General features: G+C 40.5%; 12 protein-coding genes. 3 read left to right on the top strand and 9 right to left on the bottom strand.

From position 1 onward, the window contains the following. Positions 1 to 11: 11 nt before the first annotated feature. From RS130_RS13335 to RS130_RS13360, 6 genes are all read right to left on the bottom strand, one after another. Positions 12 to 2,459, bottom strand: coding sequence for a beta-galactosidase (locus tag RS130_RS13335; RefSeq protein ID WP_316026348.1), 2,448 nt, complete (start codon positions 2,457 to 2,459; stop codon positions 12 to 14). A gap of 73 nt (positions 2,460 to 2,532) precedes the next feature. Continuing rightward, positions 2,533 to 4,212, bottom strand: a complete 1,680-nt coding sequence (locus RS130_RS13340; protein ID WP_316026349.1) for an Ig-like domain-containing protein — start codon at positions 4,210 to 4,212, stop codon at positions 2,533 to 2,535. A 75-nt stretch (positions 4,213 to 4,287) separates the two neighbouring features. After that, positions 4,288 to 4,803 carry a TonB-dependent receptor domain-containing protein gene (locus RS130_RS13345; protein ID WP_428982777.1) on the bottom strand — a complete coding sequence of 172 codons (516 nt, stop codon included), beginning with the start codon at positions 4,801 to 4,803 and terminating at the stop codon, positions 4,288 to 4,290. Then, a complete protein-coding gene (locus RS130_RS13350) occupies positions 4,793 to 6,916 on the bottom strand; it encodes a TonB-dependent receptor domain-containing protein (RefSeq protein WP_316026351.1) in 2,124 nt (707 codons plus the stop codon). The genes RS130_RS13345 and RS130_RS13350 overlap by 11 nt, the downstream gene beginning before the upstream one ends. Beyond that, entirely contained in the window at positions 6,843 to 7,886 is a 1,044-nt protein-coding gene (locus tag RS130_RS13355) for a TonB-dependent receptor plug domain-containing protein (protein WP_316026352.1), read from the bottom strand. The genes RS130_RS13350 and RS130_RS13355 overlap by 74 nt, the downstream gene beginning before the upstream one ends. A 410-nt stretch (positions 7,887 to 8,296) precedes the next feature. Beyond that, positions 8,297 to 9,292 (bottom strand): LacI family DNA-binding transcriptional regulator, encoded by a 996-nt coding sequence (locus RS130_RS13360; RefSeq protein ID WP_316026353.1) that lies wholly within the window; start codon positions 9,290 to 9,292, stop codon positions 8,297 to 8,299. 741 nt (positions 9,293 to 10,033) lie between these two features. Here RS130_RS13360 and RS130_RS13365 point away from each other — a divergent pair. Then, positions 10,034 to 11,338 (top strand): aminotransferase class V-fold PLP-dependent enzyme, encoded by a 1,305-nt coding sequence (locus RS130_RS13365; protein WP_316026354.1) that lies wholly within the window; start codon positions 10,034 to 10,036, stop codon positions 11,336 to 11,338. Between the two features lie 344 nt (positions 11,339 to 11,682). On the opposite strand, the gene RS130_RS13370 is transcribed toward RS130_RS13365, so the two are convergent. Next, positions 11,683 to 12,198: a prepilin-type N-terminal cleavage/methylation domain-containing protein gene (locus RS130_RS13370; protein ID WP_316026355.1), complete on the bottom strand. Its 516-nt coding sequence runs from the start codon at positions 12,196 to 12,198 to the stop codon at positions 11,683 to 11,685. Between the two features lie 596 nt (positions 12,199 to 12,794). Between RS130_RS13370 and RS130_RS13375 the strand changes: the two genes are divergently transcribed. Next, positions 12,795 to 13,085, top strand: a complete 291-nt coding sequence (locus RS130_RS13375) for a PBPRA1643 family SWIM/SEC-C metal-binding motif protein (protein ID WP_428982860.1) — start codon at positions 12,795 to 12,797, stop codon at positions 13,083 to 13,085. 188 nt (positions 13,086 to 13,273) lie between these two features. After that, positions 13,274 to 13,510 carry a hypothetical protein gene (locus tag RS130_RS13380; RefSeq protein ID WP_316026356.1) on the top strand — a complete coding sequence of 79 codons (237 nt, stop codon included), beginning with the start codon at positions 13,274 to 13,276 and terminating at the stop codon, positions 13,508 to 13,510. Between the two features lie 65 nt (positions 13,511 to 13,575). Here RS130_RS13380 and RS130_RS13385 read toward each other — a convergent pair whose 3' ends face one another. After that, positions 13,576 to 13,797, bottom strand: coding sequence for a hypothetical protein (locus RS130_RS13385; protein ID WP_316026357.1), 222 nt, complete (start codon positions 13,795 to 13,797; stop codon positions 13,576 to 13,578). 457 nt (positions 13,798 to 14,254) lie between these two features. Beyond that, on the bottom strand, positions 14,255 to 15,193 hold the full coding sequence (locus RS130_RS13390; RefSeq protein ID WP_316026358.1) for a 3-keto-disaccharide hydrolase: 939 nt from the start codon (positions 15,191 to 15,193) through the stop codon (positions 14,255 to 14,257). Between the last annotated feature and the right edge of the window lie 118 nt (positions 15,194 to 15,311).

A 15,311-nucleotide genomic window follows, 5' to 3' on the forward strand; every position in this document is an offset into this window, starting at 1 on the left:
GTTGAGGTGAATTATTTCACCTTTACTTCTAATAACAGTACGCCTTCTGAAGCTAACTCAATATTTGCCCCTAGCGCGTTACTCGTTGTTAAGTCCTTAACCGTAAACGATTTACCATTAGCTAACGAAATATTTAGCTTGGCAGGGGTGTACCCTAAGTTGTACACATTCACCAGATAAGATCCTAGTTTTTTCGAGACGGTCCGCCACATAGTGGTTTTATAGTCATTACCATTTTCTTCTGAAATAATCACTGCAGGTCGGCTGCTTTCCTTCACCTCAGCAATGGCTGCATGTGTAATCTTAGCGATGTCACTGGTGCCTAAAACCGTTAACCTGCCTTTACCTGCGGTTAATTTCTCAAGCCGTTTTTCACCGTATTCGTTGAGGCTTAAGGCTTCGGAATTGTCTAGAATGACGCTCCCACCTTTATTCAAGTAGGTTTGTAATGTCGCAAATTCATCGTCGGTAACATAGGGGTTGTTGTAAACCACAACCGTATCCCAAAGACTGTTATCTTGTGTATTGATGATGTTGTTTGTTACGTAGCCCAAAGGTGTCCCATTGAAGAATAGCGCTTCATATAACTTTTTATTTTTAGTCATATAGAGGTCGGTATTAATCGCCGTGGTTTCAGAGTAAAACAATCGAATAGGGCGGCGCTGCTCTCGCAGAGCAACCACTTCTTCTGAAAAGCTATTCAGGTCATACATCACTTGTGTCACTTCGTTAGTGATGTGAGGTTGCATATTATTAGAGCCTGCAAAAGAAGCGGCTAAAGCGGGGTCAAAAAAGTTTAATTCACCTTCTAAGCGATCTTCTGGCGAGCCATCTGGATCCCGTGCCCAAAACCATGCCATATTAGCGTCCATACCACTTAGGGTTGCAAGCCAATAGACACTGCGGATATAACTTGTACGTGGGTCTAGGTCTTTCCAATGAACAGAGGATAAAAAGTGAGATTCTGAGTTGATATTAATCTTATCGGGGGCAACAGATTCCATAAAGTCGTGGAACATACTGACACTTTGCCAGTCATATGGGTATTTAGTTAACCAATCTCCAGTTTTCTTATGCGGGTTAATACTCTTACCGCCATAAGATTTTGCATCATGGCCTACCATGGTTGTTAGAGCGCTTAAGGCTTCAACATCAATACCCCCTGTGCGAGCGTCACCCAAGAATGAAGGCGCGACAATTTTGACGTGCGTGTCTAATTCAGGGTTAACAGCGTGTAATTCAGATTGCATGAATTCAAACCAATCAATACCTCGGTCCATGTTGTATCGCATCCAGTCGTACCAAATCGGTTGACCTTTTAGCGCTTTGCTTATTGGTATTTCAATATCGACATCAGTGAAACTTGCAAATGACTTGCCCCAATTGGTATTTAACTGAGTAATATCACCGTTATACTTAGATGATAGCCAATCGCGGAATTTGTTTAGCGTGTATGAAGAGATGCCATTCATTTCTTGTAGTTTATACGCCCAACTGCCTTTTTCTGAATACCAATGAGGTTCATTGGCTAAAATGATCCCTAATTCAGTAACTCTTTTTCCTTTCGTTACTTCTGCACTTTTTCGCAATATTTTACGCCACAGTTTACGAGCCCTCGGGTTATCTACATCAAAGCCGGTGAACAACGAACGCCCTTTACGAATTTCAGGCTCTAAATTTTCTACCCACTCAGGAATGCCCATTAACCAAGCGACTAAAAAACCGATATTCGTGTCGGGTATGTTGGTTAGTTCAGCCAAAAGCTCTTCATCAAAGCTTCCGTCTTCTTTTACTAAAAAGGAATTTATTGCGCGATCATGGTCAACTGGGTATAGGTTCTCACCACCATGATATATAGCCCCTAGGTGATCATTGTAGATGTCGGTGTTTGTTAATGGCTGACCAACGGTTTTAGAAAAGTAATCATAAGGGAAGGCGGGCTTACCATTACTCATGAACATATTGTCGCCAGCCACTGTATTTTGCCAGTCTACTTTTCTAACCGGACGGCGTTTAATTTCGCCTCGCATTTCCTGACCAAGCACATCAATACCTTTGTCTAGAATTTCAATTACCTTGGTTCGTTCAAAATCAGGTATTTCAGCAGCTAAACGTTTTTTGTCTTTGGCGAAATACTTTTCATAGCCAAAAATTTGTTCAACGTCTTTTGGGTTGGCTTCATCCCAATTGGCAAATTTTAAAAATTGTTCAGAAAGCCAGACAATGGTTTCTTCGCGGCTGACATCGATATCTTTTTCTTTGGCACTGGCCATCAAGTTTTGCAACTGGTTTAATTTTGTCCGAGCTTGTTTTTCCAAGTCATAGACATATTCCGCAGCTAAGATCGGCTCTTCAACTTGGCCGTTAGTTGTTTGTGTAGATGGGTCCATTTGTTTATTGCAAGCAGTAGTAAATAAAACTGCTGTAGTAACAGATGCCCATAGAAGATTATATTTCATATTGATTTGCTAGTTTCCATAAATAAAATGAGGTGGACAATTTGTCGTCCACCTCTTTGGTACATTAGAAAGTCTAATTCACTTCAACAATAGAATAATTGTCGAATAATATTTCATCCGTTGCTTGCGTGTTAACCAGTCTAAACTCAGGAATAATAGTAAATACTTGCGTATCTTCGGTATTCTCAGGTGTTAGATCCCAACTTGTTGGAACAGTAAAAATGGTCGGCTGATTAATATCATCGGGCTGTTTTACTGTAAATTCAATTAATTGCCATTGATTGTCATTAACCGGTACGGTTGCCGTAAATTCCGCAGCAGATTCACGTGAAGTAGGGAAACTACTTGCTCCATTTACTCCCCATGGTGTTAAGAAGTGTTCAATAGTTATTGGCTCCCCATTACTGCGTGTGACGACTTTCGCCCAAACAGAAACAGTAAACCGTCGACCGATTGAACTAGCGTCTCCTTGACCATATTTTTGTGAAAATACATTGTAGTCTCCACTCCATTCTAAGAAACGGAACATTGACCAGCCTTCGCCTGCGACTGTCGCTCTTAGCGCTTCACCGGTAATGCCATCGCCATTAGTGGTAAAATCTAAAGTGTCGATCTGTCCTTCTTTCTTCCAATTATTGTTAACGTTTGATTCAAATTGCGAATCGAAATGTTGTTGCCAGCGCACGGCATTAGCACAAACTTGGTTAGGTCGAATGAATACCCTGACAGTATCTTTAACATCAGCGGTGGTGGTGGCTGTAATTGCAATTGCCCCACCAGAGGCACTACCTTGAGTGGTATTAATTACCCCATGTACGTCTATCGGTAAGACTGCTTCGTTGGTGCTGCTCCACTCAACATTATCTGTAAAGTTATTCTCCAGAGGTTTAAGGTTTGCACCAAAGTCTGCCGTGTTACATTCGGGAATACTAATCGCATCAGGTAAGACTATCTCGTTTTGAGTAATATCAATACTAAAAGGTGAATCAAATGTGTCGGTAACTTCAACATTTACGGTGCGGGCTAACTCCGGATTACCCACTGACGTAATCGTCAATGTAGTGGTACCTAGGGCCACTCCTGACACTTCCCCTTGATCATTTACTGTCGCAATGCCTGAATCTGCTTCAGGAATGCTAAAGGTTACGGCTTGATCGGTTGCCCATAATGGCGCGAGTACCACTTGAACTTTTATCTTTTCGTTTGGTGGAAGTTTCATATTTTCACCAACACTTAAGTTCATTTCAGTAACCGAGTCGTATATGCCATTGATAGTGACCGAAACCATACGAGTCTTTACTTCTCCGGTGGCCTCGTCAATAGGCAGAGGCGCGCCATTATCTATAATGTAGCTAAAGTGATAGGTGGCTGATTCACCGAAAGAAAGATTCCGAGCGAATCTGTCGGTGTTGATGACAAGTGCATTGTCTTCTTGATAGAAAAAACCTCTATTTACTTCTGGGGCATCTTCAGCGGTTAACTCCTCTAGGTAGTTGAGTTGGCGGACATAGCCGGCTTCACTGCCATTGAGGTCAACGCCCTCCATTAAATCGATAGAAGCTCTGTTAAAATCAAGCTCGACTTCCGATGTTGCTTCGGTTTCATCTATTGCTTTACTTAAATCACTGGTAAATGTTACCGGTTGTTCGCCGGTTAGACCGAAGGATCTTCCTTCGTCGACGTCGTTACATCCAGTGAATATCAATGCCAGTGAAGACAGCAGCAGGCCGCCTTTATGCATAGTTAATTTCATCTTTAATTCTCCAAAAATCTTTTACTAAAACTCTGTATATTGAGAGCATTGAGTTCATGCCCTCTGTGCTATGAGTTAAAAGTTGACTCGCACGCCAACTCGGTAATTAATACCGGTTTTGTATTCTGAAATGGTTCTACTTTTATCAACATTCCCGTCTAATGCGTTACCTTCATTCCAGATAACATCGCCTCTTGTATCAGACGTATAATCGTCTGCGTAATTAACGGCACCACTTGGAATGAGTGTTTTGGTACTGGTGTAGAATGTGCGTCTAACGTCATCAGTTAGATTTAGTGCATGGAAGGTAAATTGAACATCTTTGTTCAGCCTATAACTCGCACTAAAATCTAAACGATTAGTAGAGTCTTGCCATGCCGCACCGGATACTGTTGCTGTTTCTGATGCTAACTGAACAGAGTTGTAACGATGAGCCAGACGTAGCTCTAAACCATTTCCTTGCCAAAATATGGTTGAGTTGGATGAATGTTTAGGCGTCCAAGCTTGTGGAAAGGGTTCGGAATAATCATCTGATGCAATTAACTTTTCAGGATCATTTTTCGAATCGACATAGGTGTAATTAATGTTCACGCCTAAGCCAGATAGTATGCTCAGGTAAGAAGTCGTAGTTTTGACTGTAGTTAAATTCAATCCCCTGATTGACTGAGCCTTTACCGTTACGCTTAATACTGACATCAAGAGGATGACAACCAAAAGTCCAAGCATCTTTCACTTGAGATTGGATCATCCGATCAGGCATACAGTCACTATTGCTAGGTGTCATGCCCTCTTCAGGGACAATGAGCAATTCATTTATCGCGACGTCTCCAAGATCGTAAGTTTCTCGAATATCTTTATAGTAAAACGTCTCAGTGATAGAGTGTAAGAAGTTTTTCATATCCTTGCGGAAAAAAGCCACAGATAATAACCCTGAATCATTGAAATACCACTCAAACGATAAATCAATGTTTTTAGATTCTAAAGGCTGTAGTTGGGTGGTGGTACGATTCCCCCATCCAGCGTCACCCCATGGGTTTTCATTTAGATTAGCCCGAGGACGTAAGTCATCGAACGTTGGGCGAGACATGGTTTTTGATAACGCAAAACGGCCAATTACTTCTTCAGAAAATGCATAGTTTAAGTTTAAGCTGGGCAATAAAATTGAATTATCAGCTTGATCAGAGGTTGGTACTACGCGGTTAGCCGCTAGGTATTTCTCGTCTTCACCAAACAGCTCTTGACCTACCGCGTCAGACGTAGATAAATCGAGCCAACGTCGAATCATCCACCAATCTCTAGATTGGCTATATTCGTAGCCATCCACTAGCCCATCTGACTGTTCGTTTCTTATCACATCCCTTACTGTTCCATCATCATTGTAGGCGACTTGCAACACGTAGATCTCGTTATCAGGCGCTAACCAATCAGACATCACATAGCGTTCATTAATACCATCGCCATCCCTATCTTCCATTACATAGTGGGGGGTAGTACCAGCTTGGTCACTCCACTGATGCATGTGGGTTAATGCCCAGTCATAACAATTTGGCTCTGCAGGGAATTGATGATCAAGTCCACCACTTTCAAACAAACTAGGGTTACATACTGGCAATGATGAATTGGCTAATCCTTTCTTATAAACCAAATCATAAGGGGTGAACATGTTATTTCGCGATTCAAATTTCACCGAAGTATAAGCATCTGCATCTACTTTAGTTTTCACATAGCGTGCACCAATGTTGCCGGTTAATCTACCACTGAAGGCTTCAAAATTGAGCTTCGCATAAACTGAAACGTTATCTTGCGTGACTTTTCGGCTTTCTGATAAGTCGGGACGAATTTGCACATCAGGCTTAGTAAATGCTGCCTCAAATGCGGCAAACGGATCAATCATTGACCAGCCACCTAAAAAGGGCTGCTGACGATCTGGCACTAACCCTTCCATAAAGTTATCAACCGGGAAAGCATCTTTAGACATGAAATCGACCAACAATACATCTTGAGGATTATCTGATTTAAGTGGTAATCCTGTTTCTGGATCGAAGGCTGTTATGCTTTCACCTTCAATATTCTGTTTATTCTGGCGGACTTCTTTTATACGTTGTGAAAACTTGATCCCAGTTTCAAACTTGGTTATGTGGTCAAATTCAGTATCCCAATCTAGGTCTATAAATAAGGATTTATTGGTATCGTCAGCATAGGTGTCATACCGACCAAGCGCACCCAAGTGCATAGAGTAGGGGTTCAGCGGGTTGGTGGTGGTATTGGCATAATTGCCATTTAATGTATTGGACGTTGCATCATTTAAAACTGCATCGTCACCAAATATGAAGGTACACTTTCCAGTCGAGCAGTCATAGCCAACAGGTTGTATTTTGTCTGTAGGCACATCCAAGAATTGCCCACTACTTACTATGGCCCATGTTGCTGTACTTACCGATGCATTTGGTAATGTGTCGTCAGTGGTATTTGAATATCCGCCTTTTACGTCCAATGTAATTGAATCACCAATTTGTTGATTTAAAGACAATGAAGCTATTGAGGTTTTTATTTCTTTGCCACCAAGGGATCGCGCCAGCGCGCCCTTATTATATCGACCTAGTGATTTAGTGAGAATATGCGCTTCTTGGTCAACGGTCCACCAATCTTCTTGAGGATCTGTGTCTAAGTTCGGACGAGTTGTACTGGCGCCATGGCATATCACCTCGGGCGCTGATGTTCATCCAATCTGTTTTTATTTCTTGTTGAGTATGACTAACATCAAGTTGAATATCGGTAGAATCATATGGACGATACTGTAAACCTAAATTTGCGGTACGACGGTTACGTTCATTGAGATTTAAACTCATATTGCTATTGGTACGGGCTAAGGCCCATGTATCAGACTCTATCACTTCACCGGTTTTTGCGTCGCGAGCGCGTCCGGCTTCGATTAAGCCAATTTCGTCATCCCATCTGCCGCCCAACTGATCACGGCGTGTATTTTGTGTTTCATCAGATATGGTTAGAATGAGTCCAACCGAGTTATCAAGCATCTTGTGAGAAACTGAGGCGGAGAGTTTTCGGTCAAATTCATCTGAATAACCGTTGTAGCGACCTTGTACTTCCACAGATCGTCTATCTTTGGATAAGTTTAAAGGTTTCACTGTGCGCAAAATTACGTTCGCGCCTAGCGAGCCTTCATCATGGTCAGCAGAGGGGGTTTTAACGACGTCGATAGAAGCAAGGATGTCAGATGAGAATGAACTTAAATCGACACTTTGGTCAGACGAACCAGTGCCATCAGAACCATTTAGTCCGCTAGTTATGGCAACACCATTTAGAGATATTTGGTTTAACGCTGCGCCTGCACCACGTACAGATATACGTGTTCCCTCGCCATCTTCCTCCTGTACTGTTACTCCAGTTACACGGGATAACGCATCAGCAATATTCTGATCCGTTGATTTACCTACGTCTTCAGCGTGAATTGAATCAACAATTCCGTCAGAAAATCTCTTCGAGTTGATAGCTTTGCGTAACGATCCCTTGAAGCCGGTAACTTCAATGATTTCTATATCCTTTTCGTTTGTTTGTTTTTCTTCTTTTGTGCTGTTTTGTGCATTTACTGTGGGTGCTAACAAAGTTGAGGCAATAGCAGCCGATATTACAGTAAGTCTAAATTTAGGTGTCATAAGACATCTCCAAATTAACAATTATCAAGTAATTAGATTATTAAAGTAATTATCCTAGTTAGTGTGATGTAACTAGATTGTGTTTTGAGTCAAATGCAAGTCAAAATTAAGTCAAGCGTTTGATCTCTTGATTTAGTTTTGCACAGTCGAAAGAAAAAATCTATTTAAAGATATGATGTTTATAACATTGAAAAGGTGATTTTGGTGTCTAAAAAATTGATTTCTGTCTGTAGGTGGTTGATTTATAATTACTATTCATAAGCCAATGGTTGTTAACTTATTTTGAAAAATTGTTAAATTATTTGAAACTTTATTCGCTTTTTAGTCGAAACACTCTAGGCGGGATGGATATTTACTCAAGGTCAAACTGTTGATGAATGTGTCAACGAAAAGGAATTATTGATTCATTATCAGGCTTTTAAAACAGAGTGTCTTTCGATAAGGGAAGGCATAAACATATTGGCTTGTGAATCCAATGATTCCTGATGGTTAGTAAACTTGATGGATAGGCGAATAGCGTATGAAGCCATCTCATAACAAGGGTATTTTACACTGGTTAGACTTGGTAAAGATAATTCGCAAAAAATGGAATCGTCAAAGCCTATTACAGAGATGTCCTGTGGGATCTTAACGCCTGAAGCTTGCAGTCCGTTCATTACTTTAATTGCGACCTGATCATTGAATGCAATCACGCCAGACAGCTCAGACGCTTTTTGGGCTAATTGCTTTCCTATGTCCTCGGCCTCTTCTGAGTTGGTATAGATAATATTATCATCTTTCAGTTTAACCCCTTGCATTTCAAGAACATACTTTATTCCTTGTAGGCGCTCAGCACTATCTAATTTTACGTAGTCATGCAAAACGACGGCTAGTTCATGGTGGCCATTTTTTAGCATATGTTCTGCCGCTAAACGGCCCGCGTAAAAGTTCTCAATCCAAACGCAACGCTCTTGAATTTCAGGTATTAGTCGACCAATTACCACTAACCCCGGTACCTCTTCAGATAATTTTTTAAGGTAAGCAATATCTGTATGTAAAGTATGAATTATAATATTGCGACAGCCCGCGGCTTTTAAAGACTCAACGGCATTATCAAGGGTTCTATGATCATTGTCATAGTTGCTTATCATTAATCTATATTCGGTAGTAAGAGAGGCGGTATAGGCGCCTTTAAACATTAGACCGTAAAAGGGTTGAGAAGCGTCTGGTACAATAAAGCCAATAATATCAGATTGCTTTTTTACCAATGCTCTGGCGTTGATGTTGGGTTTATATCCCATTTCAGAGGCAAGTGTTTTGATCTTGTTTCTGACTTCTTCAGAGTAGTTGCCTTGATCACGAATTGCTCTAGATACTGCGCTTGTTGATACGCCTGCTGCTTTAGCAATATCCCGAAGAGTCACCATACTAAAATTACCTGTAGATTATTGTCTTGAAAATTTTCGCTGCATTATACATTAAAGTGTGATTTCTGCTCGCAAAATAAAACTGCTTAAATTGCCTGTTTTCCATGCAGTTAAGGCGTAATTTCTAAATGTGATTACGCTTATCGATTGAGCTTTTTGTGTTGAACGCATGATTAGATGATGCACTTTTAGTCAGTGTTATACAATAAGTGAATCAAACGATTGACTTTTTGGTGTTCGAGCGAAAGGTACACGCAAGCCGTTATGACTTATCTCGTTTAACGAATATTGTTTATGACCGAGTCAGTATGATAATTCACTCATCATAGGGTGTGTTGCCTATCGCAGGAATTGGCTTTTGTTGTGGAAGATAGGCTGCAAATTAGGTGCGGTATCTAAGCGCAACATCAATATATAACGCCTTAGTTAGCCATCTGACTTTGAATGTACGTAGTGATTTTTGCTCTGATAAATTAGTTTATGGGGGCTAAACCGAAACACGTTAATTGTTATTAGTAAGCCCTACGCTAAACCAATAAATTTGTGCAATAACAATTGGTTAACTGTATTTTATTGCTCATTTTATTCATAAGGCTCGAAACGTAAATTGGTCTATACTTACCCTTGTTCTTACAGTAAGTTTATCAACGATATTAGTTGTCACTGCAGTTAATACAACTTGTTGCTTTCGTTTATTTACATTTTTGGTCGAAAACAGTATCGAATTAAAAGGAAATAGAAATGGAACGACGAGCATTTTTAACTAGTTTAGGTTTTGGTATGGGGGCAAGTATATTGGCCCCTAGTTTAGTGCAATCTTCAAACATTAATGGAGAAGGCTCGACTATTCAAACTGGTGATTGGAAAGGGTTACGAAAATTGTTTCCGTTGACCCATGACTATATACAGCTTTCGACTTTTTTGTTGGCATCCCATCCAAAACCCGTCGCTGATGCCATAGAAAAACATCGGCGCGCACTTGATGAAAACCCGTCTGACTATTGGCATCAGCACTTTTTAACGATTGATAGTGAGATTTCAAATAGTGCGGCTCAATACATGGGAGGAAAAGGGGAAAATATCGCCCTAACCGATAGTACGACTATGGGACTTAGCATGGTTTATAGTGGATTAAAGTTGCACGCCGGCGATGAAATTTTACAAACCGTTCATGATCACTATTCAACCGATATGGCATTGGTTCACAGAGCGAATCGAAGCGGTGTGAAAATCCAACGCATTGCCCTTTATGATAATCCAGCAAACGTAAATGTTGAGGACGTCCTCGATAGGTTAAAAAGTGCAATCAATCGCGACACTCGGGTTTTTGCTGCTACATGGGTCCATTCCTCGACTGGCGTTAAACTGCCAATTCGTGAAATGGCTGATGAAATCGCTCGGCTGAATAAAAAACGTAAAGCCGCTCAACAGATCTTATTTTGTGTTGACGGAGTGCATGGGTTCGGGATTGAAAATCAAGATGTGAGTGAGCTTGGTTGTGATTTTTTTATCGCGGGGACGCACAAATGGATGTTTGGTCCAAGAGGTACCGGGGTTATTTGGGGGAATGACAAAGCCTGGCAGCAAACAGAAGCGGTTATTCCCAGCTTTAGTGGTTCATACGATGTGTGGATGGGTTTGGCGAAACCAGAACAAGTGCCGGTAGGTGAGCACATGTCGCCGGGTGGTTTCCATTCTTTTGAACACCGCTGGGCATTACCTGAAGCCTTTAAATTACATCTGCAATTAGGCAAAGAAAATGTACAAAGCCGGATCCATCAGTTAAATCAACAAACTAAAAATGGCTTAGGGAAAATGGCCCATGTTACCTTGTATACGCCGCAGAGCAGCGCGTTCTCTTCAGGGTTAGTGTGTTTTGATGTCAAAGGTATGAAGCCAGAAACAGTCGTAACAAGCATGCATGAAAAAGGGATAATAATGAGTAGCACCCCGTACCGTACAAGTTATGCTCGATTTGCCCCTTCATTACTTAATAATGAACAAGAAATAGAATTGGCCTTAGCTGAAATCAGAGCCATGGGGTAGGGGCAAGCCTTATAGAGTTCGAGATACTATTATAACGTGGATCCTGGATAAGCCGAACCCCTGGATTAGGCTCTTTTTGTATCTATCGGCGTTGGGTTGCCTAACAATAGCACGTTATTACGTACGGCAATCCGCCTTGCTATACTCGAAAAATTTCGTCATCGTGTAAGCCATTAAGTAAAGTGATGTGAATGAGTTTAAGTTATTGAATTATAATGTAATATTAAATTATAACGATACTTCTCATCCAGAACTTAGATTAATATATTCCCCCTACAATTCGATTTAAATGATGGGGGACTTAAAAAAACGCTGTATCTATACTCAAATGAAGAATTGGGCTCTTAACAGCCGCTGTCAGTAATAATGTAATCGGGAACATCGTCAGGTGTAGCGGCCTCTTCATAAATTAAATTACAGGTATTAGTCGCAAAGTTAGGAGTCTCGGTACCAAGAGTTATCCCAAAACTGCCATATGGAGGCGTTGTATTATCGGTTAACTCTCCAATAGTTAGCTTGTAGCCATTAGTAAAATCTAAATCTGCCCAAGACAATACAGATACCTGTGAGCTTGATACCGCACTAGGGTAACCAAAATTAGTCTCTAAAGTTACGCCGTTAATAAGGATCTGAGATTTCGCTTCTAATGAGCTGACATTGTCATGCTCACCCTCTATGAACGATTTAGCATATACTAAATTAGCGCCAGCTTGAATGGCTGCTTTCATACTATGTAACGTCGCTTTCTTGGCGTCGCTGCTTACATCAATAAATCGAGGGGCTGCGGTAACCGCTAATATCCCTAAAATCACAATAACTATAATTAGTTCAACTAGAGTAAAACCTTTCTGTTTTTTCATAAATTGTCACTTTCCTTGCGTTTCGTAATCTTTGTTAAGTTTACCTGTAAAATTTTGGTAAATCGTATAATTATGTATACATAGTTACACTATCAAAAACTACATCATTGTATGAATGTCTGTTTTGGTCAAGCCCAAGTGAACACTTCGTTGAAGGAATAGTCAAGTTTAGTGGATCACTGGCCAGTATTCACAGTGGGCCTTGTTCGACATGGTAATACCAACTCCAATTGAGACACCCATCAACTCCAATTGAGACACCCATCAACTCCAATTGAGACACCCATCAACTCCAATTGAGACACCCATAATTGAACAATTGAATACTGTTAGAATCTCAGTTATTCATGCTCGTAGCCGCTGTTGTAAATTAGGTGGTTGAGTTCGCACTTTGCCTGCCTATACGTTATTGTCCGCTACTGCCTCAACGCCCTTTGTATGTGTTTTTTAACCTAGATTCCTTTATGCGTGTTAAACTGTGCGCCCTAGCCTTAACCACTGTCGACTTGGTTAGATGCTCGTAATTATTTTCAATTTGGATCCTTAGATGTCAGACAAATTTTTTTAAAGGCCGTCAAGATGCGCGTCAAAGTCATATCAAGTATGGCTCTGGGCAGAATGCGGCTCGTATATCTGGTAGTAAAAAATATCCTTTAGCTTTAGTGGTAACAAATGAAGCTCGCAAGTTAGAAGTTGAAGCGTTAGTTGCTGACGCTGGTTTACATGCGATGGTGACAGTGGATAGTGCAGATGGCGCCGTCGAGTCGATTGCAGAATTAACCGTTATTTTAAATAAGCCAAGGTCGGTAACAGCAATAAAAGTACCAGCGCGTAATGATCCATGTAGTTGTGGAAGTGGTAATAAATATAAAAAATGTTGTGGTTAGCGGTAGCAATTAGGCCTAGATAAAGCATATTCTGCCGGCTAGCATGATTTAATCAAAACCAATCAACACAACATCGTTAACGCTGTTAGTTGTTCTTTGTTTGGGGAATGTTACAGCTTTAACTTTGTCGTTCGTTGAGATGTGTAACGGATGGTAGATTTGAGTAAATTTTCAAAGTGGTGAATATCATGAACAGATTGCAACAGGCTATTAAGTTTATTGAACTAGATAAATGGGATGATGCTCATGCACTGGTTCAAGACGGGGCGAGTAAATCAGACTATTTAATACACGGTTTACTACATCGAATTGAAGGTGATATGCCAAATGCTAGGTATTGGTATAGTCAAGCTGGTGAAGTTGTATTAGAAAACGCAATTGACGACGAAATTAAACGAGTTAAAACACTGATTAACAACGACTAAGTTTTATTGTTTAAGTAGTTGTTGTGCCGGCTGTTTTACTCTTTAACGAGCTGGTAAATAATGGTTTATTTACGTGATCTGCGGGCACGTACTGCAACCATAAACATCAATATTGATACGTATATAGCTGATGGTGCGGGTACGTCAGTCGTCACGCGTCGAGTGATTATTGCCCCTACTGCATCTATATCGGCGCCAACTGTTGCTCCGGTTTGCCCTCCTTTGTCAGTATCGTCAATTAATATGGCTTGACCACTGGTTGCAATAAAAACTAATGCTAAAGCCACTAGTCGCTTTTTAAATCGTTGAACCTTGTTCTTTTTCTATCCTTTTCTTATTTCATTAGTCATTCGAAAAATTAGAAAGCAACATTGGTGCCCTAGATACAAGTGATTGGTTTATAAATTGAAAAATAATCATCATGATGCTGTTTGTAAAAATTGTCTGACACAATGTTGAGCGCTAAGAGCAATGTAATATAGATAAAGAAAAATGTTACTGCTATAGCTCAACAGAGTTATAGCCGAAATTAGCCACCAAGAAGTTGCGGTGCCTTTCTTAAAAATAAGGAGAGGTCTGTAAATTAAGGGGCCTATCTTGCCCCAGTAGTTTTAATAACCAACAAGCCAGCTCGTGAAACTAATGAGCATGTTGACTAATGTTTCACTTAAGGAACACCAAGGGGGCTTTATGCCGGCAAATGTTGGCTTGTTACTACGTTTTATAACTGCTGCTCAAAATAGCTTAGTGCTTTACTAACCAAATATTTCTAAATTGTACTGGGTTGTGGTGGTTTTGGAACAGAATGGGGCCACTAGTGACTTCACTAAGCTTGGCTTTGCTTCCCGTGCCTTTTGATAATTCTATGTTGTCATGAATTTTTACGCCATTGTGCCAAACCGAGATGGTGGCGTTGTGGATCTTTTGATTGTTGTTAAATTTAGCTGCGGTGAAGGTAATATCAAAGCTTTGCCAAACCAATGGCGCTAGGCTCATGTTGATATCAGCTGGTTTTACCCGATACAAAGCACCGGCCCATGATTCTGGTGCCTTGATTTGCTCCATATTTTGCCACGCACTAGGAGCCATATCTAAGCCAAAAGAGTCTTCAATCTGTACTTCATACAGGCCTAATAGATAGATACCGCTGTTGCCTTTATCAGGATGAGATAAAGGGCGCTCTGGCTTAAATGGAGTGCTAAACTCGAGATGCAAAGTAAAGTCTTGGTAATCTTTGGCTGTACGTGCACCCGCCATCATTACATTATTGACAATCTTATTAAATTTCCATTTGTCATTTTTCTGCCCAGCAAACAATATTTCTGCATTTTTAGGGGCTGGGTAGTCACCAACTTTTATGCCTCTATCATGCTTTACCGCATTTGCTAAGTATCTCTTTAATTCCTCTAACGTTAGCCATTGATGGGATATTTTTGAATGATCCCAGCCAGCTCCTAGTAGGCCACCCGTGTACTCTGATACGTAAAATTTGTTCTGTACGACAACCACCTGTAGGCCAGAATTACCTTTTAAATATTCGCCTTGATATTGATAATTTGGGTATTCCTCTAATGCTAATTTATGATCTGTCCATGTCGGGGTTTGTGCAGGTTTTTGTGCCAGAGCATAGAATGAACTAACGAATAAACTAATTAAAAGCCATTGGGTTGATATTTTTCTCATTCTGCTACCTTTAGTCAATGATTCTATTTACTTGTCATTTACAAATAGTATACTGTTTTTGTTTATATATAAAGTTGCATTGTCATTTATGAATTTGTAGTTCTGAGTGAAGCAATCA

The organism is Paraglaciecola aquimarina, from assembly GCF_032464635.1.
Taxonomy (GTDB): Bacteria; Pseudomonadota; Gammaproteobacteria; order Enterobacterales; family Alteromonadaceae; genus Paraglaciecola; species Paraglaciecola aquimarina.